Here is a 25,667-nt window from a genome sequence, read left to right on the forward strand (position 1 = left end):
GTTATTAATGGAAATAGATTTAGAAAATATTCGTTGGGAATTAAGAGATAATTTAGATGGTTGGTTAAATACCTTAATTGAAGTTGGTGGAAGTGATTTGCACCTTAGCTCAAACCTAAATCCAAAAGGTAGAGTAAATGGAGAAATTAGCGAAATAGCACCTGATATTATATCAAGAGAAGATATGTTAGATTTATGTAAAGCCCTAACAAGGGGAGATTTTACAAGATTTGTAGATAATAAAAATATAGACTTTTCTTATGAGCCTAAAAATAAAGATAAATTTAAATATAAAGGTTCTTTTCGTGTGAATTTATTTTTTACAATGAATGGACCTAGTGCTGTTTTTAGAACAATCCCTGATACTATGCCAAGTTTTGAAGCATTAAAACTGCCAGAAGTTATTAAAGATATAACAACAACAGAAACAAGGGGATTAATATTAGTTACAGGACCAACTGGTAGTGGTAAAACGACTACACTTGCTTCAATCATTGAATATATTAATCAAAACTACCATAGACATATTATCACTATTGAAGACCCAATTGAATTTAAATATAAACCTGCAAAATCAATAGTAAATCAAAGAGCTATAGGACAAGATGCTTTAAGTTTTCAAGATGCACTAAGAGCAGCTTTAAGGGAAGACCCTGATATTATTCTAGTAGGTGAAATGAGAGATTTAGAAACCATTGAAGTAGCAATGCACGCAGCAGAAACAGGACACTTAGTTTTAAGCACACTTCACACAATTAATGCACAAGAAACATTAAATAGGGTTTTAGGAATGTTCCCTAAAGAAGAGCAAAACAGAATTAGAAGTTCATTTTCTGGAGTATTAAAGGCTGTTATTTCTCAAAGATTATGTAAAACCACAGATGGAAAAAGAACAGCTGCTATTGAAGTTTTAAGAGGAAATGAGCGTATAAAAAGACTTATTTTAGAAGGTAGGGAAAACTCAATAGGCGATGTATTAAAAGAAGGCACAATGAAAATGCAAAGTTTTGACCAACATTTGCTAATGCTATATAAATCAGGAAGAATTACAGAAGAAGAAGCGTATGATAAAGCAAGTAATGCAAATGACTTGAAAGTATTAATTGATGGTTATAAATTTGGAGAAGCTAAAAAATCATCATCTAATGTAAGCACTGGTTTTCAATTTAAACTTGCTTCTCAAGAAGAATAATATTTTTATTAAACTTTTTATAGTATTATTCACACTTATTTTTTTTGAAAGGACATTTTATGTTAGAAGGACAAATTAGACAGAGTATTGGTAGAAAGTCAGCTAAAGCTGCTAGACAAGATGGTATGCTAATTGCTAATATCTATGGCAAAGGCGTTGAAAATATCCATGCGGTATTTAAAACAAACGAATTTATTAAAGAAGTTCGTAAAAAAGACGGATTAATTTTCCCTGTTAGTGTTGATGGTAAAACTTATGAAGTTGTAATTGTTGATTATCAACACCATCCAGTAACTAGCGAAATTAAGCACGTTGATTTAAAAATAGCACTAAAAGGTGTTGAGAGCTTTTATATGGTTCCAGTAAAAGTTGTAGGAACTGCAAAAGGTCTTAAAAATAAAGGTGTATTAATTCAATCAAAACGCCGCTTAAAAGTAAAATGTAAAGCAGAAAATTTACCTAATTTCTTTGAATTAGATGTAACTGATTTAGATGTTGGTGATGCTTTATTAGTAAGAGATATTAAAGTTGCTGATAATGTAAAAATTATTGACGCTGGTCGTGTAGCTGTTGTTGGAGTTGAAAAAGCTAGATGATTTTAGTAGTAGGCTTAGGAAATCCTGGCGAGAAATATGCAAATACTCGCCACAACCTAGGCTTTATGTTAATTGATAAATTACTTAATTCTTCTTACACTAAACAAAGTTTAAACTGCAATGGAGAACTTTATAAAAAACAAAATATATTACTACTCAAACCACTAACCTACATGAATAATTCAGGAGAAAGTGTAAAGAAAGTCGTAGATTTTTATAAACCAGAAAGAATAATTGTATGCCACGATGAAATGGATATAAATTTTTCTAAGCTAAAAATTAAAAAAGGTGGTAGTTCTGGTGGTCATAATGGGTTAAAATCCATAGATAACTTTATAGGTAATGATTATGAAAGAATTAGATTAGGAATTGGAAAACCTGATTTAAAATATGAAGTTATTAATTATGTTCTTGATAATTTTAATGAAAATGAAAAAAAAGAATTAGAAAACTTCTTAAATTATTCAAAAGACGCTTTAGAATATCTTTTAGACAATGATATATTAAAAACTCAAAATAAATTTCATAATTAAACACTTTCAAATAATTAATAAAATCATTATTCTTAAATAATTAATAATACAAATATGTATTTAAATAGCCTAATATTTTAGTTATTGTAGTTTTGCCAAACTCATAAATAAATTACAATTTATAATAATCGTGGTATAGACTTAAAATAAATCATACTTAAAGCCTATGTAAAATATTTATTTAAAAATAAAATTTTTCAAAATAAGATAAATTAAATTACAAATATAAAATTATTTATCAACTAACTCCATTAATAAAACACTCATTAAATATTTATAAATGTTTAAAAAGTTAATTTTATGAATTTAAAAATATACTTATATGATTAAATCACAAAAAGATAATTTATAAAAAACTTAATATATTCAAAATCTACATATATTTCTAAAAATATAAAAGTAAAAAATTAACAAATTCTCTAATTTGAACTATTTATAAAACACTTAGAAAATAATTAATTTAGCTAGTTGATTATATCTAATAAGTTACTTTAATAACCTATAATCGCGACATTTTTTTAAAAAAAGGATTAAAGTGGCAGAGATAAAACTACAAGGACATACACTAAAATCATTTGACTTAAAAACAAAACCAATTATGCAAGAATACTTAAAGGATTTTGATGTTAATGTCAGTGATTATTCATTTTGTGCGAACTATATTTGGCTTTCTAAAGCTAGTGGATTTTATTCAATAATCAATAATACATTTTGCTTATTTGTTATGAATGGTGGAGAATTATCTATGTTATTACCACCACTAGGAAAACCTCAAGATTGTTATGATAGCATACCAGAATGCTTTAAGATTATGAATGAAAACAATACTTCTACATATTACTCTAAAATTGAATATGTTTGTGATAACTTCTTAGAAGGATTTATTACCCATACAAATGAAGGTGAAGTTATGTTTAGCTCACTAGATAATTATATAATAGAAAAAAAATTAGCAGATTATATATATGTAAGCGATGATTTAATAGAGCTTAGGGGTAATGCTTATCATACTAAAAGAACCGAAATTAATAAATTTAAAAGAGTATATCCAAATTATTTTTTACAGACATTAGATTGCAAAAAACATAGCGATGATATAAAAATGCTTTTTGATAAATGGGTAAGCGATAGGATTAAATATGTTCCAAAAGCAGAAGTAGATGCGTTTTTAGATGGAATTTATCAAGAAAGATTAGCGATTAAAAAATGCTTACAAGATTACGAGACATTAGGACTAGATGGCTTAGTAATTTATATTGATGATGAATTAAAAGGCTTTACAATAGGCGAAAAAATATGTAGCGATACAGCAAGTGTATTGATTGAAAAAACTGATTTTGAAACTTTAGGTTGTGCTCAATTTATATTTAGAGAGTTTTCAAAAATTTTAAAAGAAAAATATGATTGTAAATACATAAATGTGGGAGATGATATGGGCTTTGAAAACCTAAAAAAAGTTAAAATGTCGTATCGTCCAGAAAAAATCATACCAAAATACACAATATATCAAAAACTATGATTATAAAAGCTACTAAAACTCATTTAAAAGACCTTTTGCTAATTGAAGAAGAATGTTTTAAAAATGATTGTTTTAAGTTAAGTAAAAATAATTTCTTATATCACATAAAAAAAGAAAATATATTTATTTTTTTATGTGATAAAAAGGTAGCTGGATATATTATGAAGCTTACTTATAAAAATAGTATTAGAATATATTCTTTAGCGATAAAAGATGAATTTAAGGGTTTAAAAATAGGCACAAAATTATGCGAAGAACTAATTAATAATGCTAAAGTATTAAATAAAGAAAAGATATTTTTAGAAGTAAGAGTAAGCAATATAAATGCTATTAATTTATACAAAAAACTTCAATTTAAAGAAGAAAAAATCTTAAAAAATTATTATAGCAATGAAGATGGTATTAAAATGACGCTTATATTAAAGCCTAAAAATTAGGCTTTAAGTTTATTTTCTAATATGGGCGTTTCCTATGATTTGATATTTTGTAGTTGTTAATTCATTTAATCCCATAGGACCTCTTGCGTGAAGTTTTTGAGTGCTTATTCCTATTTCAGCCGCATAGCCAAATTCCGCACCATCGCTAAATCTAGTGCTAGCATTTACATATAAAACTGCTGAATCAATCTCATCTAAGAACTTATTAATATTAGTATAATCTTGAGAAATTATCGCTTCTGAATGATTTGTGCTGTATTTTTGAATGTGAAGTATAGCTTCATTAATATCATCTACTATTTTAATAGCTAGTATTAAATCTTCAAATTCTTCTTCCCAATCACTATCATTTGCCTTTTTATAATTTTTTAAAAATTTCTCACACTTAGCACAAACCCTAAGCTCTACATTAGGCATTTTGCTTTCTAATAAAGGCAAAATTTCGCTAGCTATATTTTTATTAATGAGTAAAGTCTCTACACTATTACATACCCCTGGTCTTTGCGTTTTAGCATTATTTATTATATTTATAGCATCATCTATTTTCGCATTATAATCAACATAAATATGACAATTCCCTACTCCTGTTTGAATACAAGGAATTAGACTATTATTTTTAACTTCATTAATCAAACTAGCACTACCTCTTGGAATTACCACATCTATATAATCATTCGCCCTTAAAAGTTCTTTTACTAAATCCCTGTTAGTATCACTTACAATCTGAACGAAATTCTCATCTAAATCAAATCTTTTTAATACCTTTTGAAAAATTGAAACTAAAAATAAATTAGTATTTAAAGCTTCCTTTCCACCCCTTAAAATCACTACATTAGAGCTCTTAAAACATAGTGCAAAAGCATCTACGCAAACATTAGGACGAGATTCAAAAATAATAGCAACTACTCCTAAAGGCACCTTAATTTGCTGCATTTTTAGACCATTTTCTAAAGTCTTTCCAAATACCACCCTACCCACTACATCATCAAGTAAAGCGACATTTCTTAAAGTGCTTATCATATTATTTATTCTATTTTCATTAAGTCTTAATCTATCTACAAAAGCACTTTTTAGATTTGAATTATCATTAATATCTTTAAGGTTTGCTTTTAATAAACCATCAATATTTGCAAGTATTTCATCAGCACAAGAATTTAAAACTTCTTTTTTAATACTTGAATTAAGCTTAGCTAATTTAGTCTTTGCATTTTTTGCGTTTTGGCATAAAATATCAATCATTTTTACTCCTTATCAAAAATAGTTCCTATATCAGCACCACTAATTAACTCGCTAATATTCATAGGATTAGAGCCATTTAAAATAGCCATTCTTACACCATTTTTAGCACAATTACTTGCAGCTTGTAATTTTGTCTTCATACCACCTATACTAAACTCACTACCTTTATCTCCGCCCATTTGCATAATCTCATCTGTGATTTTTTCTACATAAGAAATTCTTTTTGCATTAGGATTGTTCTTAGGATTTGCTGTATAAAATGCGTCTATATCACTTAAAATTATTAGCAAATCAGCCTTGATTAGACAAGCAACACTAGCTGAAAGGCTATCATTATCACTAAATTCAATCTCATAAGTTGAAATAGTATCATTAGCATTAATTATCGGGATAATTTCGTATTTTAATAAAGTATTTAAAGTGTTTTCAGTATTTTGTTTTCTTTGTTCTATTTCAAAATCATCTTTAGTTAGTAAAACTTGTGCTACAAATGAACTAAAATTAGCAAATGCGTTTTGATAAATATGCATAAGCTCTGCTTGACCTATTGCTGCTGCTGCTTGTTTTTCCATGGTAATTGTAGGTCTTTGCTTAAAGCCAAGTTTTTTTGAACCAACCCCAATCGCACCTGAAGTAACCAATACAACTTCTTTTCCTTGATTTTTCAAATCAGCTAAAACCCAAGCTAACTTATTAATTAATCCTAAGTTTAAATTACCATTTTCATAAGTTAGAGTTGATGTGCCAACTTTGATTACAATTCTTTTGCTATCTTTTAAATTAATTTTTAAATTCTCATTCATATTTTCCCCTTATTTAGAAGAATATTAAATACTTTAAATTAATGCTTAAATATAAAAATTACAAATGAGAATTTAAAATGATTAGAATATAAAATAATAATATTTTACCCCTAATATTAGGGGTAAATTTTAGTAAAATATTATATGAACTTTTTGACTTCCATGAACTCCAAAAACGGTTACAAGCTCAATATCAGATGTTCTACTAGGACCTGCAATATATAAAATATTAGTAGGTAAAATCTCATTTTCAGCTTTTATTCTAGCAAGACCACTAGCAAGTGAAGGCTCAATTTTTGTTTTATCAAGTAGCATAATGCAAAGCATTGGAGCAAGGCTTAGCATTCTTGGTTGATTTGCACTTGATTTTATACAAGCAACCCCATGTGAGCTAATAGCAAATTCTACATCAATTACTGAAAAATCACTATGAAAAACTTCACTTCTTAATTCTTCTACGCTTTTATCAAAACAAACTTTTTTACTTGCATTTATTTTTTCTACATCAGCACTTAGGCTTTTTGGATAAATTAAAGATGAATATCCATAAGAGCTTGTGATTTTGTTTATTTCATCATAAACATTGTCTAAGCCACTAACTTCATGAACTTCAAATTTGTTTTCACTCATTTTAGTTTTAGTTTCTTCTAAAGGATTATCGCTTTGTTTTATATGCACACTTGGGTCTATACTTTTATCATTTAACTCGTGTCTTACACCACATTCAATTGCATTTAAAATCTGATTTCTTGAGCGATTGCTTATCTCTTCAATTCTCTTATTCATAAGAAACTCCTTCTAAGTTTTCTAATTCTTTATAAATATTTCCTTTAAGTTCAGGTAAGTCTTTATAAGTAGCCCAATTTTTAAGCACAGGTAGGCTTGTTCCTAGACTTTGTAATAGCCAGTTAAACTTACTTGCGTTACCAATAGCAACTCTCCACATTTTTGGACTTGTAGCAATATCAGCAAACTTAGCAAATCCATAGCTTTCCATTGCACTATGCTCTAATTCATTTGCACCTAGTGGAGCATTGTCCCCAGCTTCACCTATCTTATCACGGCGTAATTTTCTAATCATACTATCAAGTGGGATTTTTACAGGGCAAACTTCAGAGCAACGACCACATAAAGAACATAAACTTAAAATATCTCCATGCTCTTTCATACCGAATAATTGCGGAGATATAACTTCTCCAATTGGCCCAGGATAAACAGCATCATAACTATGACCGCCGATTTTATCATACACAGGACAAAAGTTCATACAAGCACCACATCTAATGCAGCGTAATGCTTCATAATAATCTTCGTTACTTAAAATATTTGTTCTATGGTTGTTAAATAATATTATATGCACTTCTTTAGGGCCATCTAATTCATCAGCTTTTCTAGGACCTGTAATGATATTATTATATGCAGGAATAAATTGTCCTGTAGCAGATGGAGTTAATAATGTATCAGTTGTAGCTGCATCAGTAAAACTCTCTACTATTTTTTCAATTCCACAAATTGCTACATGAATAGTTGGAGCAGTTGTACACATTCTACCATTGCCTTCGTTTTCAATCAGCCAAATAGCACCTTCACTTGAAATTGCAAAATTTACCCCGCTAATTCCCATCTCTAAACCTTCAAATTCATTTCTTAAATGAGTTCTAGCAATTGCATTTAATTTTTCAGGCTCACTTTCTTTAGCTACGCCTAATTTTTCGCTAAATAACTCTCCTATTTCATAACGATTTTTATGAATTGCAGGAACAACTATATGAACAGGAGTTTCATTACCTAATTGTAAAATCAGCTCTCCTAAATCAGTCTCAATTGCATTTAAGCCTTTGTGTTCTAAATAGTGATTTAAGCCTATTTCTTCACTAGCCATTGATTTACCTTTTAAGACTTTACTGATTTTCTTTTCCATCATTAGCTCATAAATTATCTCACAAGCATCTTCTTTAGTATTTGCAAAATGCACTTTCATTCCATTTTTTGTAGCATTTTTTTCAAATTCTAATACCCTATCTTTTAAGGTATATAAAGCATTATTTTTAGCTTTTTGTGCTTTTGTTCTAAGCCCTTGCCAATCTTGAAATTTTGCATTTATTAGGTTTTTTCTTCTATCTTGTAAGGCGTGCATTGCAGAGCTTACATTTTCTCTCATTTGTTTATCAGCTAATTTAGTTTTAATTAATTCACTATGATTTTTCATATCTTTTCTCCTTGCATTCTAGCAGCTAAAAAGTCATATAAATGATAAGTTTTGATATCAAGACCCATTTTTGCAATAGTTCCACGAATGTTTAATAAACACCCACCATCAGCTGAAATTATAACCTTTGCTCCACTTTCAACTATATCATTTACTTTTGCAGTTGCCATAGCGTTTGAGATTTCAGGCTCTTTTACACTAAAAGTCCCACCAAATCCGCAGCATTCTTCTTCGTATTTAAGCTCAACTAATTCAACATTTTTAAGACTTCTTAATAAATTTTTAGAAGCTTCAATGCTTTTTTGCACTCTTAAAGCATGGCAATTGCTATGCCAAGTAACCTTAATAGGCTCTCCTTTATCTTCTATCTTAAATCCGATTTGTTCTAAATATTGACTAAGTTCTATTACTTTTGAGCTAAATTTTTTAATTTTTTCATAATTTGCGTCATCTTTAAAAAGCTCAACATAATCATGGCTCATCATACCACCGCAACTTCCACTAGGAATTACTACTGGTAAATCTTCACTAAATAATTCGGCATTATATAAAGCTACTTTTTTAGTATCTTTAAAATATCCTGTGTTATAACTTGGCTGACCGCAACAGGTTTGATCTTTTTTAAAAATCACTTCAACTCCAGCACTTCTTAAAAGCTTAATAGAGTTTAAAATAGTATTCTGCATAGCAGCACTTGCTAGACAGGTCGCATAAAAATATACTTTTTTTTGCATTTTTAACCCTTTTTAATAAAATGATAATTTATTATATAACTTTAAAAATATTAAAGGGTTAAAATGGTTTTTTATGCGATTATTTTTTTAAATGTGTTGATTTATTTACTTGAATTTTTATTTGGTAAATCTGTATTTATAAATAACTTTGCACTTTATTATGGAAGTGATTTTTATACATTTTTTACCTACTCGTTTTTGCACGGAGATTTTGAGCATATTTTTATGAATATGGTAATGCTTTTTATGCTATCTCAAATTCTTAGATTTTTAAATATCAAACACTTACTAATTGTATATTTTGTAGGTGCAATTATTTCATCTTTGGGGTATTATTATTTAATGATAAATATGGGATATTATAATTTCATTTTACTTGGAGCTAGTGGAGCTATTAGTGCTTTGATGGGTTATGCTGCAATTATTTTAAGACAAAATGGATTTTTAATAGCTATTGTAGTAACTAGTATAATTTCTGCTGTGATTTTTCAAAATATTGCTTGGCAGGCTCATATTTTTGGTGCTATTTTTGGCATAATCTATGCTTATGGAATTTATTTTTTAAGGAGATAGAATGAAAAATTTTTTAAAAGGTTTTAGCTTATGCTTTAGTTTATTTATATTCTTTATATTAGGATTAATATCTACTAAAATTTATGAGTATTTAATAAATAAAGATGAAATTGTTATTGAGCAAACAATAGAAGTAGAAAAAAGATTAAATTATGATTCTTATATTTCAAATCCAAAATTTACTATGACAAAACAACTTAGTATAAAAGAAAATCTAAATGAAAATGAAAAGAATGAAATAGAAGAATTGTTCTCTAAGGTATTAGAAAGAGTAAAAGAAAGTAATTTATGTGAAGGTGGAAGCTATATATTACAACCTAATATAGCCTATCAAGATGGAATGAATATTCCAAATGGTTATAAATTTGATTCTGCTTTAAGATGCGAGTTTAAAAAAGAAGAATATCAAAACTATAAGAATTTATTAAAAGATATAGATAACATACTAGCTAATAATGAGTATATTACAATTAATTCTCCTGCCTTAAATCTATCAGTTAGTAAAGAAGAAATAAGCATAATAAAACAAGAATTGTATGATGAAATATTTAAAAAAGCTATAAGTATAAAAGATAAATATTCTAATCTTACAAATAAAATTTGTGAAATAAAATCAATAAAACATTATGAATTAGCACAAAATCAAATATTAGGTGCTGATTATAAATACGATGATACACCAATAGAAAAAGATAGTGATTTTAAATTAAACGCTACTTTAGAATTAACTTGCAAATAAGGAAAAAATATGAGTGAAATTATAACTAAAGGCTTTGCAGCTTATGACGAAAATGCTAATTTTAAGCCAATTACTTTTAAAAGAAGTGCTTTAAGAGATGATGAGATATTGATTAAAACTATGTATTGTGGGATTTGCCATAGTGATATTCACGCTGCTAAAAACGAATGGAAAGCTACAAAATATCCTATAGTTCCAGGTCATGAAATAGTTGGCTTAGTAGTTGAAATCGGTAAAAATGTAAAAGAATTTGAAATAGGAAATTACGCAGGAATTGGTTGTTTGATTAATTCTTGTGGTGAATGTGATGCTTGTTTAAACTCAAATGAGCAATTTTGTCAAAAAGGTGCTGTTTGGACTTATAATAGCGTTGATTATTTTAATAATTCAGAAATTACTAAAGGCGGATATTCAAATTATATAAAAGTTCATAAAAACTATGCAATTAAAGTTCCTAATAATGCTCCACTAAAACTAATTGCTCCACTTTTTTGTGCTGGAATTACTACTTATTCTCCACTTAAATTCTCTAAAGTTAGTAAAGGTATGGATGTAGCAATCGCAGGATTTGGAGGCTTGGGTGTAATGGCTTTTAAATACGCAAAAGCAATGGGTGCAAATGTTAGTGTAATAGCTAGAAACGATACTAAAAAAGAAGCAGCTATTAAACTTGGAGCAAGTAATTATTATAATGATATTAATAAGGTTGATAAAAAATTTGATGTAATAATTAGCACAATTCCAAGTAAATACGATGTCTTAGCGTATGCGAGAACTTTAAAATACGGCGGAGAAATGGCAATCGTTGGCTTACCACCAATAAACGAACAAGTATCAATTAGTCTAAATGCCTTAATTAGAGTAAGTCATAAGAAAATTTATGGCTCATTAATAGGTGGCATTAAAGAAACTAAAGAAATGCTTGAATTTTCATTAAAACACTCAATTTATCCAGAAGTTAAAATTATAAAACCTAATGAAATCAATAAAGCTTATGATGACTTATTGAATAATTCAAATTCTTTTAGATATGTAATTGATTTTAATGAATAAAAATCTAATTTTAAGCCTAATATCTTTAGGCTTAATATCATTTTTAAGCGTATTAATTGAAACTTCTTTAAATGTAACTTTTGCTTATTTAATACAAACTTTTAATATTGATATTAATAAAGCTTCTTTACTTACTTCTATGTTTTTACTAGCAATCACACTTACAATGCCACTAAGCTCATATTTAGTAAATCAAATAAATACTAAAAAACTTTTTATTTTTACTAATTTATTATTTTTAATAAGCCTAATAATTTGCTCAAGTGCAGGTGAGTTTTATATTTTAGTTTTTGCTAGATTTTTACAAGGAATTGCTGCAGGTATTGCTCTACCGCTTATGTTTAATATGGTAATTTTTAAAGCTAGTGAAAAATACTTCGGATTTTTAATGGGATTTTGTATATTTTTAGTAGCGACTGCACCTGGTTTTGGGCCAATTTATGGTGGATTTATTATGAAATATTTTCAGTTTAAAGATATTTTTATATTTTTAATACCTTTTTTGGTTTTTGCCTTTGTTTTAGGAATTAAAAATATTCCAAATCTTGGAACAAAATATAAATTAGACTTAAAAGAATATATATTAATTGTATTGCTAGTAATTAGTGTTGCTATAAGTATTAAATATATTTATATTTTATTTTTTAGTATTTTAATTATTTTTATGCTAAATAAAAGCAAAATTATTGCAAGTGCTAAGAATTTGCAATTTTTCTCATCTACTTTAATTGTATTTTTAATGCAATTTTTTGCTTTAAGCTACTCATTAATACTACCGAATTATTTAATTATGAATAAAAATTATGATAATTTTGAAGCTAGTAAAGTAATGCTTTTAGGCTCATTAATTGCTGCTATTTTATCTCCAATAAGCGGATATTTAAGCGATAAATTTGGCTCTTTTAAATTAAGTTTGCTAGGTATTTTTATCATAATAATTGCAAATATTTTATTATTAAATATTGAAGAAAAAACTTTATTAAATCTTTCAATATGTTATTTAATTTATGCTTTCGCACAAGGCTTATCTATGAGTGCTTTAATTTCTTACTCTATAAAAATTTCTAAAGATAAAACAAATGCAAATAATTATATAAATACTTTTCAACAAAGTTTTGGAAGCTATGCTGTGATGATAATATCTATAATTTTTAATAATAATTACGAAATTGGCTTTTTAAATTCTATAAAATTAATATTATTTTTAGCATTTTTACAATTAATCTTAATTTATTTTGCTTTTAGAAAAAAAATCTAGCAATGGGTTTTTAATCATTGCTAGATTTTTTATTATATAAACTTATATAAAGAATGTAAGTGATATAAAATAAGTTGAAAGCTTTATGTGCTCGTTATTTAAGCTTGATTTTTGTAAAATGTAAGTGCTTTACAAAGTGTATAAAATAAGAGTTTTTGCTTTACATTTCATAAAATGCTTTTAAAAAACCTTTACAACATACTTTACAAAATCTTTATAAAAGCCCATTAAATCGGCTTTGAAATACTTTTAAAATCTTTGTAAATAAATATATGCAAAAAATATTGTGGGGACATTTGGGGGATATTTTGTCCCCCATAAATAAAATTATAGCAACATTTTAAGCCAATTTTTTATATTAATCTTGACCATTTCTAACGAATGCAGGTTCGTTAAAATCTCTAGTTTTATAATCTACTTTTATTGTTCCGCCACTTACTTTTTGCATTTCAGGTTGAACTATTTTATAGCTTAACTCTTCTTCACGCTTTTTGCTCTCTTGCTCAATTTTAGCTTTTTGTGCTCTTGTTTCATCAAAACCTGTAGCTATAATAGTAACTTCAACAGCATCAGCTGGCAAGCTAGTATCTAATACATGTCCGCAGAATACATTTAAATCTTCGTTACTAGAATTTGAAATCTCTTCCATTGTCTCAACAAGTTGGAAGAAAGGAATATTTTCACCATAGCTAAAAAATACTATCATAGCTTTAGCATCTTGTAGGTTAGTTGTATAATTTTCTAATAATGGAGAATCAATTGCATTTGCATACGCTTCTTTAATAGCATTTTCACCTTCAGCTCTTCCCATTCCCATAAGTGCTGTTCCACGATGGCTCATAACAGAAGTAACATCTGCAAAATCTATATTAGTATCAGCTTCAATTAATAACATTTTAATTATACCGGTTACAGCATTTACTAAAACATCATTAGCAAATTTGTTAGCTTCTCTAGTATTTAAAGTTTTTGGAACTACTAATTTTAACTTATCATTTTGGATTAATATAACGCAATCACTTTCTTTTTTTAGCTCTTCTAATCCTTTTTCAGCAGCTTTAATTCTAGCTTTTTCATAACTAAATGGGAATGTAGCAACAGAAACAACAAGTATGCCTAAAGATTTTGCAATTTTAGCAATAACTGGACCTGCACCAGTGCCAGTTCCACCGCCTAGACCTTCGGCGATAAATAATAATTCTGTTCCTGCTAAGCGTTCTTTAATTTCATCTTCAACTTCTTCAGCTGAAATTCTACCTATTTCAGGATTTGCACCAGCTCCACGACCATTTGTCTTCTTTGGTCCTAATTGTATTTTAATGTTTGCTTTTGACCTATTTATATCTTGAATATCAGTATTTGCAATCATAATATCTACATTAGAAATATCAACTTTTAAAGAACTAGCACAAGTTTCTACAATATGATTTATCATATTTCCACCTGCTCCACCAACACCAATTACTTTTATCTTAACGCCGCAATCCATTTCACTCTCCATTACTTTAAAATCTATATTATCACCTAAAATATCAAAATCCATTTCTTAAAATATCCTTTCTATATAAGCACAAACTTTCTTCCAAGATTTAGCAAAAACGCCTTCAGATTTTTCTTCATTAGAACTAATCTTTAATGACTCTAATACTTCATCTTTGTCATTTTTTTCAATCTTAAGCAATTTTTGTTCCTTAACATCTATATTTGTGTAATAAGAAGTATTGTTTTTAGTTTCTATTTCTTTATCTACCGAAAAATCTATGATTTTTTCTAATTCTGTGGTTTTTTGTCTAGTTAATAAAACACCACTAGAATTAAGCTCGTATTTAGTATGAAAACCACAAGAATACATACATAGGCCTAATAAACATGTATATTCAGGCATAGTAAAAATCTCATTATCCCCATAAAATACGCTATTTTTTTCTATAACGGTTCTTACGGCTTTATTGTTAAATTTAGGAGTTGCTCTTTCAGCCATATTGTCTATTTTGAAACAACCTCCAGTTAAAACTACTCTTGAGAAAAATTTCTCATAAGGACTATCATCTATGCTAGCATATATACATTCAAGCATTTCTGTAAGTCTCATATTTACACACTTTGAAACTGATTCAACAGATACTCTATCAAGAGTTTGAGAACCGGTTTTGTAATATTCTACATGAGTGCTATTTTCTTCATCTTTAAATAAAGAAAATTGTAATTTAATCTTATCTGCAACCTCATTGCTAGCGGTAAGATATTTAGCAATATCGCTTGTAATATGCCAAGAACCAAAAGGAAAATAATACATCCATATAATTGAATTATAAGCATATATTGCAATATCGCATACTTGCGAACCACAATCAATGATAGCAACACCATTTTCTCTTTCATCGTTATTTAAACAATAAATTGAATTAGCATATATAGAAGATACTAAAACATAGTTTTTTATATCAGCATTTGATAATATTTGCTTTATATTTTCATAATCATTTTTATTCATAGTAATAATATTAGCTTCCAACCTAAAGCTTGAAGCCATCATACCAAGTGGATCTTCAATATTATCAGTATTATTCGCTCTAAATCTATAAGGCAGTATATGAATTGGAATTTGATCGCTATGAATATCTGCAGATGTTCTAGCAGCATTAATTGCTTTTTCTATATCTTTAATTGTAATTGCCGAGCCATTAGCATCTAGCCTTATGTCAGCATATCCAGTTACAGAATTTGTATAAGCTCCACTAACAGAAACAGCAATTTTATCTATATTAATACTTAAATTTTCCTTAACCTTATTTACTGCTTTTTTAATGGAATTACTTGCGTCATTAATGCTTGTAATTTTTCCAGATTTAATTCCGTAAGTTTGTGTATTAGCAACACTAACTACTTTAATACCTTCCCCATCAAAACTAACAATAGCTACTTTTATTAAACTAGAACCAAGATCAATAGCTAAAATATTCAAAATTCACTACCTTTATAATAATTTTTAATTTCATAACGCTTATCTAATTCTTTTATTAAATCATCAAGCATAAGAGTAAAATTAATATTTTTCAACTCATTACTTAAATCAGTATTATTCTTTTCACTTGTATTATCAACTAATTTTTGAGAAAGTATTTCATATACTAATACTTTATCATTTAAAAGCACATAAGATTTTTTAGTATTTTTTAAAAATAACTCGCTCACAAATGTAAAAAATTCTGTATCCGTTAGATCGGTATTATTTTTAGAAACTTTAGATATAAAACCTATATTTTTTCCATTAATTTTATCTTTTTTTAATTCTTCTTCACCTGTATTTGACAATAATTCTTTAAATTTTAATTCTCTTAAATCTTCTTCTACCATCATTTTAGCTTTTTCAAATTCTAAAGCAGTTGGCTGATTTATTTTATCAAGTCTTACTATGTAATATTTATTATCCATAATAAAAGGCTTACTCATTTCACCTACTTTTAAATCTTTATTTTGTAAAACTAATTCAGAATAAGCATTTTGATTTGTAGTTGATTGGAATTTAATTTCATTATTTTTTAACTTAATGTAATCAAGTTTAGCTTCTTTTTCTAACAAACTTAAAGCAAAATCTATCTTAACATCATTTAATGCTAGTTCATATTCTTTAATTTTGCCTTCTTCATCTTTATAATTAAATTTATTATTTTCCCAATAAGCTTTCATATCACTTTCAATTAAATTGTCTAAATTAGGATTTAATGTATATACAGAATAATCATATGATAGTTCAGTTTTATATTCATCTTTATGTTCTTGCCAATAAGACTTTAATTCATCTTCGCTTAATTTGATTTTATCTTCTTCTTTAGACAAATCTATAATTTTTAAATTTATCTCATCTTGCATATTTAAACTAGCATTTGCGATTTCTAATTCTTCTTTATTTGCTGGAACTGCTAGTAATTTTAATAATTTAGAAATTTCTAATTTATTTTTGATTTGATTAGCAAAATCTGCTTCACTCATTCTTAAATTTTTCAAATATGTTAAATATTTACTTTTATCAAATGTTTTATCTTCTTCACTTTTATTAAATAACTCATAGCTAGCTATTGTTTTTACAACTTCTTCTTCACTAGCATAAAATCCCAAATCATAAGCATAATTTAATAATAATTTTTCTCTTATTAATTCCACTAATGCTTGTTTATCCAGTCCTAACTTTAACGCTTGTTCTTCTGTTAATTCACCATTAGATAATTGATTTTGAATATAAAATAATTCGCTATATTTATCATTAAATTCTTTATGTGTTACGCCTAAATTTCCTACTTTTGCTACATATTTGCTTCTTGAACTATTTAAATCTACACTACCCCAACCAACAGTTCCTGCACCAACAAATGCTATAACGCTAATCCAAATTGTAACAACTAAATATTTTTTATGACGCTGCATCCAAGTAATCATTATTTATCCTAATTTCAAGTGTTTTTAAAGAAAAATCCTATCTTATAAGCATTAACAAAGATTTAATTTATAAAGAAATTTTAGCCTGCAAATCTATATCAAAAATTTTAGAAAATAAACCATTAAAATCTCTATCAAAAATCAATAATCCAAAATTCTTTATCATTAAAAAATTAGATTTATTTTTTCTTAATTTATCTATTAAAACATTCATATCTTGCAAAATTAATTCATTTTCTATAAAAATATTTTGATTTTGATATTTCAAGCTTGAACCATTGCATATTTTCATTATATCTTTAGTGCAAACTACGGCTATCACTTTAGCTTGTGAAAAAGAATTATATATTTTTGAATGTAATTTTACATATTTACAAGCATCATATTGCTTATAATTTTCATTTAATAATAATTTAATAAAGAATGAATTATCATCATTAAATATTGTATTTTTGTTTATTAAAAACGCATTATCTTCAAATCTTGAAGATATAGAACCATTAAGTCCATATATAAAGTCTTTTTCATACATTATTTTTGCGTATTTTTTGATTTCAGCAAACATTATTATATCCTTGTTAAAAAGTTTTATTTATTATATATACAATATTAAATTACAAGGTAAGCATTTGCAAATTCATATTCCCGTTTTAAAAGATGAAGTAGTTAAATTATTTAAAGATTTAGATAATGGTTATTATCTTGACGCGACTTTGGGCTATGCAGGACACGCTAGTGCTATATTAAAAAATAATAATAAACTAAATCTAATAGCGTGCGACCAAGATATAGAAGCCATCAATTATTCTAAAGAAAAATTAAAAGAATTTAATGTAGATATTCAAATTTATAAAACAAATTATGAAAATATATTTTCTTTCATTAATAACAAAAATGAAATTAAAGGTGTATTAGCAGATATTGGAGTATCTAGTTTGCAATTAGATAAAGATGATAGGGGTTTTTCTTTTGATTCTAATGAATTAGATATGAGAATGGATAAAAATAAAGATTTTGATGCAAAAACTCTAATTAATACCTATACTAGCAAGCAACTAAGTGAAATTTTTAAAAATTACGCAGAATTACCAGAAAAACTAGCTTCTGATATAGCTTCAAATATTATCAAAAATAGACCTATTAACTCTTGCAAAGAACTTAGTAAAATAATAGGAAATGCAAAGTTAAACAATCGTAGTGTAAGCCTAAAAACTTTAATATTTCAAGCAATTAGAATTGAAGTAAATGATGAATTAGGAGTGCTTAAAAGATTTTTAGAGCAACTAAAAGAATTTAAAAATTGTCTAATTTGTATAATTACTTTTCATTCTTTAGAAGATAAAATAGTAAAAGACACTTTTAAAAAATGGGCAAATAATTGCATTTGTGATGAATTTGCAATTAGATGTGAATGTGGTAATAACCATTCCTTAGGAAAAATTATTACTAAAAAACCAATTGAACCTAGCAAAGAAGAAATAAAATATAATTCTAGGTCAAGTTGTGCAAAACTTAGAGCGTTTTATTTAAAATAATGAAAAACATAAGAACAAGTACAGAAGAAAAAGAAGAATTACTAATAAATAAATACCAAGATTATTCTATTTTAGGTTTTAACAAAAGGCTAATATTATTATTTTTTATAATAATGATTATATCAATTAGCTTAGTTTGGGTTAGACTTCAACTCTATGAATCAAGTAAAGTTTATGCTCAATTAAAAGACAAAAGAGAAGTATTAAGCGAAGAAAATAAAGAGCTTAAAAGAAAAATAGAAGCTTTACAATTTAAAAATAAAATTACAAATTATTTTGAAGTGCAATATGGAACTAAATAAACAATATTTTATTAATTCGTATCAAAAATTAAAAGTGTATTTTCATAAATACGACCCTAGTAATTTTTCATTACTATACGCTATGAAAGCTTGCGTTGGACTTGCTATTTGCTTAATCATAAGCTATTTTACAATTCACGAAAACTATACTATTTTTAGTGTTTTATCTTGTGTTTTTATATTTTATATGAACAATCTTAATTCGGTAGGAACTAAGAAAATATTATATTTGCTAGCTTTTACTTTTTTTGGTTGTTTTTTTGCTCTAGTAGTTCCTTATTTAATCAAACTTGATTTTTTTATGGCAATTCCTAGTTTTATTTGGATTTTCGCTGTTATTTTTGCAGGTGCAATTTCACAAGACGCACTAAAAGTTGGCATATATGCAACCTTACTTGTTATGGCTATGTTAATTAGTGCTAGTCTAAATAATTTTGATTCTTTAGAAGTATTTTATGCGACATTAATTGGCTCTTGCGTAGCAACTATTTTTAGAACTTTTGCATTTTATACTTATGGTGGATTTACTAGAAGAAGTTTTATAATGCTTTTAAATGATTTGATTTATATGAGTGAAAATATGACAAATAGCAAATATGAAATGTGGCAAAATTTATTCGTAACAAGGATAAATGAATTTAAAAGACTTTTTGAAAGCAAATCAGTAAATATAAAAGACTCAAGCCTTATAAGACACCAAGAAATGGCTATGTTTTATTTGCTAAAGTGTGAAGAAATAGCACTTGCTTTATTTTCGTTAAGGACATTTTTTAAACAAAATTCAAAAAATGCTCATATAAAAAATATTCAAAATGAAATTATTTTTAATCTTGAAGAATTAAAAAAGATATTTAAAGATGAAAAAGTCAATCTCAAATCATTTTGTCTTGATAGATTAAAACAATTAAATACCTTACCAATATTATGCACCTTAGTAGAAGTTCTTTATTATAAATTTGAATTATTTAAACAAGGTGGAGCAAAACAATTAACATTAAAACCAAAAGATAAAAAAATCACAATTAAAACTATTTTAGAAAAGTTTCATTTTGATAATAAGTATTTTAAATTCTCAATAAAAGTTGCATTAGCAACTTCGTTTTCGTTATTTTTAGCATTATTTTTCAAAATTGACCACGGAATTTGGATAGCGATGGGTGTTTTTACAATGTTTAAAGAAACCATCAATTCAACTACAATTAATAATAAAGAAACCATTTATGCAGCACTCATAGGCTTTGCATTAGGACTTTTGATTATCTTTTCAATACATTCAAAATTAATTTTTGTAGTGCTATTTTTATCATATTTTGCTTGTATATATTTTAAGCATTTTCCATATTTTATAGCAACTATTTTTATTATGTTAAATCTTGCTATTTTATTTGCAAGTTTAGGGCTTGATTATGAAAGATTACTTGTATATAGATTGATTGATTTTATTGTAGCATTTTTTATAGTTTATACCTTTTCGTATCTTTGGCCTAGCAAAAGCGAAGATGATATAAAACCTACTTTAAAAGACGCAATAAATAATCTTAAAAACTTCTTAAGTGCTGTTATTAAAAAAGAAGATTATTTAAATTATGAAAATAAAATTTTATTAAATATTAAAAGCCTTAAAAACCTTTTATACGAAAGCAGAAACAAACATAATAAAATTGAACAAATTAGACTACTAGAAGCAGTTTTGGAAATGAATAACTTATGTATATCATTAAATGAGTATTTATATTCAAAATATAATAAAATCCAATTAAAAGAACAATCAGATATTGGAATTTTAATCACTAGATTTAAAATGATGGAAAATATAAGCAATGACTTGCCTTATTATTTTTATGATGAAATAGATGATAAAATTCTAACAAACGATGAGAGAATTAAGTATTTTATAAACCAAATCTCAAAACGCCAAGATATAGTATATAAATACCTAATTGATAACTAAAATCACTCTAATTCAACTTGCTCTAATAATAATTCATCGCCACTTTTAATCTCAACATTATTACTAGAGCAATTTTTGCAACAAAACTCATTTTTATTTTGAATAAAACTACAATTACAATCTTTGCAAAAAAGTTCAAGTTCTTTTAAAACTACTTCTAATTTAGCATTGAAATAGCTTGAATTATTATCGCTAGTAAAAGCATTGAAAGCTTCTTTAAAATAATGCTCTTCAACCCCACTAAGCCTACCTATACCAACTCTTACTCTAGTAATTTTTGTAGCTTTATTATTTATTCTAATTCTTTCACACTCATCTAAAAGATTATTAACAATTGCCATTTCATGCATTAGCAAATCCTTGGCAATAATTCGCCTTTTGGCATTTGTAAAATCCTACTTCCACCATAGCTATTATTAAGCTTTACTGATGGGCTTTTTGACTTATGTACTACACCTATTATATTTGCAAAATCATTGTATTTTTTTAATTCTTTTAATACATTTTGTGCATCTTCTTTAGAACAAATACAAACAAATGTTCCTTCATTAGCTAATTCTAAAGCATCAAATCCTAATAATTCACAAAGCCCTAAAACCCCATCACTTATACTAATATCACTTTCATTGATTATAAATTCCAAGCCACTTGATTTTGCTAATTCATTTAACACGCTAGATAAACCACCACGAGTAGCGTCTCTTAGACATTTTATATCGTATTTTAAAATATCTTTTACTTCATTATATAAGCATTTTGCATCACTCATAATATCGTAGTTAAAACCAAATCTAGCAGCCATTACACAAGCTCCATGCCTTCCTAAATCACCACTTACTATAATAGCGTCGCCTTCTTTTATATTTTTTGTGCTAATTTTATTATTATTAATAAATCCATTTGCATCGCCTATACAAGTTGTATTTATATATATCTTATCAGCCTTACCCTTAGGAACTACCTTTAAATCCCCGCACTTAATTCCTACTTCAAATTCTTTTGCAGTATTTGATAAATCATTTAATATTTTTGCTAAATCATCAAGTAAAAAACCTTCTTCTAAAATAAGACCTAAAGTAAGATATTTAGGCTTTGCTCCCATCATCAAAACATCATTTATAGAACCACAAGCTGCGATTTTACCTATATTTGCACCATTGATAAAAATTGGGTCAAGCACAAAAGAATCAGTTGAAAAAGCAATTTTAGAAAAACCATCACAAACAGCAGCATCTTCGCTAAGTCCTTGAGAATTATCAGCTTGAATATGTTTTAAAATAAAATTATTTAAAAACTCATTCATCTCATCTCCGCCACCACCATAGCTTAATAAAACTTGCTTTTGCATAATACTTCCTTTAATTTCCTATTGTGTAATCTCTTACTAATCTAATTTTTGCTACTTTTGATAAAGCTTCTCCTGTCTCAACACTAATTCTTGCTAAAACGGTGTTTTTATCAAATTTTAACGCCTTAGAACTATCAACTTTTGTATATTCTATCGTTATTTTATACTTAGGATCAGAACTACTAGGATAATAGTAATTCTCAGTTACTTTTGCGTTTGACATAACACCTAAATTAGTTGTAGGATCACCTGATTCAAACCATCTACTTAATGCCTTTGCTCTAGCCCCGTCCATTATAAGTTCAACTTGCTCTTTAAGATAAGCTCTAGCTGCAAATGATACGGTGCTTTTTGATGATTGTAGGGTCAAAACTCCAACAACGCTTACTAAAATAATAAATATAATAGCAGTTATCATACTAAAACCTGATTTTTTCATATTATTACCCCACTTTTGCAAACTTTAAGGCTTGTCTTTTTAGTAATAAAACTACCTGGCAAATCATTTACTTCTAAGCATAATTTAATTTTAGTAACGCCGTTATTATTACTAATAATAAAATCACTAACATTATTTACAAGTGTTACTTTATCAATGCTATTTGTTGAGAAATTTGGTCTTTTATCTTTAAAATCATAACTATAATATTTTAATTCACCATCTTCAAACTTAATACCTTCAATCTTATCAACTAATACATATACATTACTAATTGTAAAAATCTTATCACTTAGTTTTAGTTCAATTTTTGCATAATCTTCTTTCTTACCACTACCAACATTTCTTTCAGCTATTTCTAAATCATACAAATCTTTTTCCATAAAAGAAGTTGAAGTTGCTATATTATCCCCTAAAAAATATACGCCTAACTTATCTCCTAAAGAATACGAATTAATAATTTTAGTATTAATACCTTTTTGTTTATGAGAAAAACAATTAAAATAATTTGTTCCATCATAGCAACTTGCTTTATCATTTACAGCTGCTTGAACAACACTTTTAGTTTCATTAAGCCCGTCCCATTTATTATGCTTTTTATCAATAATAGCAATTCTAGCCCATTCAAAAATCTTAAAATCTTTCTTTAAAGAATCATCTTCAATATTAAAAACAAACTTACAATCAGTTACAGAATTTACACATTCAGAATTTTCAGCTTTTTTAAGTCTAAAGCTATTTTTAATGGCATTGTTTAGGTGTGTTGTTAAAAAGTCCATAGTAGCTTGAGATTTAAGCTCAAGTTCATTTAATGCTCTAACTCTTTGTTCGTTATCGTAAGAAAATTTAATAATCTCTATTCCAAGCCCTGCAATTATTCCTAAAATAACAATAACAACAATTAATTCTATTATCGTAAAAGCCTTTTTCATCTACTTCCTTATAAACTTAAATAATTTTTTAATTTTGCTTCATTAGTGCTATCCCAAGTGGTATCACTAGTCTTCATTGCATATTGACTATAAATACTATCTAATCTTCCAAATTTATTAAAAAATACATCAAATGATACAACAGGATTGTCAGTCCCATCTAAAATCTGCATTTGACCTACATACATTGTGCTAGTCCCGCCTATATCTCCACATATACTATTTGTTGATATAGCACAATCAGTAGGGGTTTTAAAACCAAATTTATAAGATGAATCTACTCTTAAAGATTCGCCTTTTTTTGTACGATCGTCTATTAAATACTGACCATATACATAATTTATATTTTGACCTAAAACATTAGAAAAGCTTACATTTTTTTGATTATTTATAGAAATATTATTGATATTTGCAACTGCTTTTACTAATGGATTAACATATGGAGTAGCATAATATCTTGAATTAATATTAATTTGATTTAGCTCATCAACTTTATAAGTTATCTTACCTTGTAAAGCAGGAGTTAATATATATTGAGATAATAAGCTATTGATTTTGTATTCATCATAAGCTATATTAGAATTATCATAAGGTAGATTTCTAATAAGTCCATAAAGTTCTTTTACTACATAAAAATATTCTTGTTTATAACCTACCTCATCGCCTTCTAAACTAGCATTAACTATTTTTGGAATAGCTGCTAAGCTAATTCCAATTACAACCATAGAAAATATAAGCTCAATTAATGAAAAGCCTTTTTTCATCCACGAACCCTTTCGTATTCTTTCATATATTCGCCTAAAATTTTAACTTTTTCTAAACTAGCACTATTGTAAATACTAGCTCTTAATCCGCCAAGTTTTTTATGACCTTTTAAACCTAGCATATTGTGTTCTTTAGCAGCTTTACTCCAAAATTCTAAGTCTAATTCATCATTTCCTGTAGTAAAGCAAACATTCATAACTGATCTATCATCATTATTTACATAAGCTTTGTAAAAATTACTATTATCAATAATATCATAAAGATATTTAGCTTTTATTTCATTTTCTTGATTAATTGCATCAAGTCCGCCTTTAGCTTTAATCCATTTCATAATTTTTGCATATACATAAATAGCAAATGTAGGCGGAGTATTAAATAAAGAATTATTATCTGCATAAGTGTTGTAATTAAACATTTTAGGCATAGTTTTATTTTTACTGCGTTCTAATAAGTCTTTTCTAATAATTAAACATGCAAATCCTGCTATACCAGCATTTTTTTGAACTCCACCATATAAAACACCTATATTTGAAAAATCTAATTTCTTAGAAAAAAAGTCCGAACTAGCATCAACAATCAAAGGAGAATTTGAAATAGGAAGTTGCTTATATTGAGTTCCATGCACCGTGTTGTTTGAACAAATATAAGTATAAGAACTATCATTGTTTAAAGCAATTTTTGGAATATAATTATATTTACTATCTTTTGAACTAGCTACGATTTTTGCATTTACTCCAGCTAAGATAGCTTCTTCGCAAGCTTTTTGCGTCCATACATCAGTATCAATGTATTCACAAGGCTTATTATCTAGGCTAAAATTCATAGCTAATAAGCTAAATTGCATAGTAGCACCACCTTGAACGAAAATTACTTCATAATCATCATTTATTCCATAAAGCTCTTTTGCATCTTTAATAGCGTCATTGTGCATTTGTTCATAATAACTTGAGCGATGACTAATTTCCATAATAGAAAAGCCGTTATTTTTATAACTTAATAATTCTTCTTGAATTTCTTTTAAAACCTCTAATGGTAATTCAGATGGTCCTGCACTAAAATTGTATTGTCTCATT

The 25,667-nt window shown here is 27.0% G+C and carries 27 protein-coding genes; 12 read left to right on the top strand and 15 right to left on the bottom strand.

Annotated features, from left to right (window positions below; genetic code table 11):
- The first annotated feature begins 7 nt into the window (after positions 1-7).
- The 5 genes from AVBRAN12647_RS00650 to rimI all read left to right on the top strand — a co-directional run bounded on the left by AVBRAN12647_RS00650 (position 8) and on the right by rimI (position 4,277).
- The gene (locus AVBRAN12647_RS00650) at positions 8-1,192 is read left to right on the top strand and encodes a type IV pilus twitching motility protein PilT (protein ID WP_214116621.1); all 1,185 of its coding nucleotides are present in this window, start codon (positions 8-10) and stop codon (positions 1,190-1,192) included.
- A 59-nt stretch (positions 1,193-1,251) separates the two neighbouring features.
- Complete coding sequence (locus AVBRAN12647_RS00655; RefSeq protein ID WP_214116615.1) at positions 1,252-1,788, top strand: 50S ribosomal protein L25/general stress protein Ctc; 537 nt, start codon at positions 1,252-1,254, stop codon at positions 1,786-1,788.
- Positions 1,785-2,321, top strand: a complete 537-nt coding sequence (pth, locus tag AVBRAN12647_RS00660; protein ID WP_214116613.1) for an aminoacyl-tRNA hydrolase — start codon at positions 1,785-1,787, stop codon at positions 2,319-2,321. Before AVBRAN12647_RS00655 ends, pth begins: the two co-directional genes overlap by 4 nt.
- A 535-nt stretch (positions 2,322-2,856) precedes the next feature.
- Entirely contained in the window at positions 2,857-3,840 is a 984-nt protein-coding gene (locus AVBRAN12647_RS00665; protein WP_336614533.1) for a DUF2156 domain-containing protein, read from the top strand.
- Positions 3,837-4,277 carry a ribosomal protein S18-alanine N-acetyltransferase gene (rimI, locus tag AVBRAN12647_RS00670; RefSeq protein WP_214116611.1) on the top strand — a complete coding sequence of 147 codons (441 nt, stop codon included), beginning with the start codon at positions 3,837-3,839 and terminating at the stop codon, positions 4,275-4,277. The genes AVBRAN12647_RS00665 and rimI overlap by 4 nt, the downstream gene beginning before the upstream one ends.
- A gap of 9 nt (positions 4,278-4,286) precedes the next feature.
- Here the strand turns inward: rimI and AVBRAN12647_RS00675 are convergent, their stop codons facing one another.
- The 5 genes from AVBRAN12647_RS00675 to AVBRAN12647_RS00695 all read right to left on the bottom strand — a co-directional run bounded on the left by AVBRAN12647_RS00675 (position 4,287) and on the right by AVBRAN12647_RS00695 (position 9,262).
- A complete protein-coding gene (locus tag AVBRAN12647_RS00675) occupies positions 4,287-5,516 on the bottom strand; it encodes a glutamate-5-semialdehyde dehydrogenase (protein ID WP_214150423.1) in 1,230 nt (409 codons plus the stop codon).
- Positions 5,517-5,518: 2 nt separating this feature from the next.
- A complete protein-coding gene (gene proB, locus AVBRAN12647_RS00680) occupies positions 5,519-6,319 on the bottom strand; it encodes a glutamate 5-kinase (RefSeq protein WP_214116606.1) in 801 nt (266 codons plus the stop codon).
- Between the two features lie 129 nt (positions 6,320-6,448).
- Positions 6,449-7,105 (bottom strand): LutC/YkgG family protein, encoded by a 657-nt coding sequence (locus AVBRAN12647_RS00685; protein ID WP_214116603.1) that lies wholly within the window; start codon positions 7,103-7,105, stop codon positions 6,449-6,451.
- Positions 7,098-8,528: a LutB/LldF family L-lactate oxidation iron-sulfur protein gene (locus AVBRAN12647_RS00690; protein WP_239802751.1), complete on the bottom strand. Its 1,431-nt coding sequence runs from the start codon at positions 8,526-8,528 to the stop codon at positions 7,098-7,100. The genes AVBRAN12647_RS00685 and AVBRAN12647_RS00690 overlap by 8 nt, the downstream gene beginning before the upstream one ends.
- On the bottom strand, positions 8,525-9,262 hold the full coding sequence (locus AVBRAN12647_RS00695) for a (Fe-S)-binding protein (protein ID WP_214116599.1): 738 nt from the start codon (positions 9,260-9,262) through the stop codon (positions 8,525-8,527). Before AVBRAN12647_RS00695 ends, AVBRAN12647_RS00690 begins: the two co-directional genes overlap by 4 nt.
- A gap of 63 nt (positions 9,263-9,325) precedes the next feature.
- Here AVBRAN12647_RS00695 and AVBRAN12647_RS00700 point away from each other — a divergent pair, with 63 nt between their 5' ends.
- Genes AVBRAN12647_RS00700 through AVBRAN12647_RS00715 form a run of 4 tightly spaced genes read left to right on the top strand, consistent with a single transcriptional unit; the run spans position 9,326 to position 12,885 of the window.
- A complete protein-coding gene (locus tag AVBRAN12647_RS00700) occupies positions 9,326-9,835 on the top strand; it encodes a rhomboid family intramembrane serine protease (RefSeq protein WP_214116597.1) in 510 nt (169 codons plus the stop codon).
- Between the two features lies 1 nt (position 9,836).
- Positions 9,837-10,574, top strand: a complete 738-nt coding sequence (locus AVBRAN12647_RS00705; protein WP_214116595.1) for a hypothetical protein — start codon at positions 9,837-9,839, stop codon at positions 10,572-10,574.
- Between the two features lie 9 nt (positions 10,575-10,583).
- Positions 10,584-11,627: an NAD(P)-dependent alcohol dehydrogenase gene (locus AVBRAN12647_RS00710; RefSeq protein ID WP_239802754.1), complete on the top strand. Its 1,044-nt coding sequence runs from the start codon at positions 10,584-10,586 to the stop codon at positions 11,625-11,627.
- On the top strand, positions 11,620-12,885 hold the full coding sequence (locus tag AVBRAN12647_RS00715; RefSeq protein ID WP_336614534.1) for an MFS transporter: 1,266 nt from the start codon (positions 11,620-11,622) through the stop codon (positions 12,883-12,885). The genes AVBRAN12647_RS00710 and AVBRAN12647_RS00715 overlap by 8 nt, the downstream gene beginning before the upstream one ends.
- A 358-nt stretch (positions 12,886-13,243) precedes the next feature.
- On the opposite strand, the gene ftsZ is transcribed toward AVBRAN12647_RS00715, so the two are convergent.
- The 4 genes from ftsZ to AVBRAN12647_RS00735 all read right to left on the bottom strand — a co-directional run bounded on the left by ftsZ (position 13,244) and on the right by AVBRAN12647_RS00735 (position 17,887).
- Entirely contained in the window at positions 13,244-14,428 is a 1,185-nt protein-coding gene (gene ftsZ, locus AVBRAN12647_RS00720; protein ID WP_214116589.1) for a cell division protein FtsZ, read from the bottom strand.
- 3 nt (positions 14,429-14,431) lie between these two features.
- The gene (gene ftsA, locus AVBRAN12647_RS00725; protein ID WP_214116587.1) at positions 14,432-15,850 is read right to left on the bottom strand and encodes a cell division protein FtsA; all 1,419 of its coding nucleotides are present in this window, start codon (positions 15,848-15,850) and stop codon (positions 14,432-14,434) included.
- The gene (locus AVBRAN12647_RS00730) at positions 15,847-17,322 is read right to left on the bottom strand and encodes a peptidylprolyl isomerase (protein WP_336609225.1); all 1,476 of its coding nucleotides are present in this window, start codon (positions 17,320-17,322) and stop codon (positions 15,847-15,849) included. The genes ftsA and AVBRAN12647_RS00730 overlap by 4 nt, the downstream gene beginning before the upstream one ends.
- 67 nt (positions 17,323-17,389) lie before the next feature.
- The gene (locus AVBRAN12647_RS00735) at positions 17,390-17,887 is read right to left on the bottom strand and encodes a hypothetical protein (RefSeq protein WP_214116582.1); all 498 of its coding nucleotides are present in this window, start codon (positions 17,885-17,887) and stop codon (positions 17,390-17,392) included.
- 64 nt (positions 17,888-17,951) lie between these two features.
- On the opposite strand from AVBRAN12647_RS00735, the gene rsmH reads away from it, so the two are divergent.
- The 3 genes from rsmH to AVBRAN12647_RS00750 are packed head-to-tail and all read left to right on the top strand — an operon-like array spanning position 17,952 to position 21,110.
- Entirely contained in the window at positions 17,952-18,857 is a 906-nt protein-coding gene (rsmH, locus tag AVBRAN12647_RS00740; RefSeq protein ID WP_336613820.1) for a 16S rRNA (cytosine(1402)-N(4))-methyltransferase RsmH, read from the top strand.
- Positions 18,857-19,159 (top strand): hypothetical protein, encoded by a 303-nt coding sequence (locus AVBRAN12647_RS00745; protein ID WP_214116578.1) that lies wholly within the window; start codon positions 18,857-18,859, stop codon positions 19,157-19,159. Before rsmH ends, AVBRAN12647_RS00745 begins: the two co-directional genes overlap by 1 nt.
- The gene (locus AVBRAN12647_RS00750) at positions 19,146-21,110 is read left to right on the top strand and encodes an FUSC family protein (protein WP_336614535.1); all 1,965 of its coding nucleotides are present in this window, start codon (positions 19,146-19,148) and stop codon (positions 21,108-21,110) included. The genes AVBRAN12647_RS00745 and AVBRAN12647_RS00750 overlap by 14 nt, the downstream gene beginning before the upstream one ends.
- Before the next feature lie 2 nt (positions 21,111-21,112).
- Here the strand turns inward: AVBRAN12647_RS00750 and AVBRAN12647_RS00755 are convergent, their stop codons facing one another.
- From AVBRAN12647_RS00755 to serC, 6 genes are read right to left on the bottom strand one after another with little or no spacing between them, the layout of a single operon-like run.
- Entirely contained in the window at positions 21,113-21,460 is a 348-nt protein-coding gene (locus AVBRAN12647_RS00755) for a hydrogenase maturation nickel metallochaperone HypA/HybF (protein WP_336614536.1), read from the bottom strand.
- Positions 21,460-22,458, bottom strand: a complete 999-nt coding sequence (gene hypE / locus AVBRAN12647_RS00760; protein WP_336614537.1) for a hydrogenase expression/formation protein HypE — start codon at positions 22,456-22,458, stop codon at positions 21,460-21,462. The genes AVBRAN12647_RS00755 and hypE overlap by 1 nt, the downstream gene beginning before the upstream one ends.
- A 10-nt stretch (positions 22,459-22,468) precedes the next feature.
- Positions 22,469-22,897: a hypothetical protein gene (locus AVBRAN12647_RS00765; RefSeq protein WP_336614538.1), complete on the bottom strand. Its 429-nt coding sequence runs from the start codon at positions 22,895-22,897 to the stop codon at positions 22,469-22,471.
- On the bottom strand, positions 22,894-23,829 hold the full coding sequence (locus tag AVBRAN12647_RS00770; RefSeq protein ID WP_336614539.1) for a prepilin-type N-terminal cleavage/methylation domain-containing protein: 936 nt from the start codon (positions 23,827-23,829) through the stop codon (positions 22,894-22,896). The genes AVBRAN12647_RS00765 and AVBRAN12647_RS00770 overlap by 4 nt, the downstream gene beginning before the upstream one ends.
- An 8-nt stretch (positions 23,830-23,837) precedes the next feature.
- Positions 23,838-24,593: a type II secretion system protein gene (locus tag AVBRAN12647_RS00775; protein ID WP_336608491.1), complete on the bottom strand. Its 756-nt coding sequence runs from the start codon at positions 24,591-24,593 to the stop codon at positions 23,838-23,840.
- A complete protein-coding gene (serC, locus tag AVBRAN12647_RS00780) occupies positions 24,590-25,666 on the bottom strand; it encodes a 3-phosphoserine/phosphohydroxythreonine transaminase (RefSeq protein WP_214116563.1) in 1,077 nt (358 codons plus the stop codon). The genes AVBRAN12647_RS00775 and serC overlap by 4 nt, the downstream gene beginning before the upstream one ends.
- Between the last annotated feature and the right edge of the window lies 1 nt (position 25,667).

Origin of the sequence: Campylobacter sp. RM12647 (assembly GCF_020138135.1) — a bacterium.
In the GTDB taxonomy this organism is placed as follows: Bacteria; Campylobacterota; Campylobacteria; order Campylobacterales; family Campylobacteraceae; genus Campylobacter_E.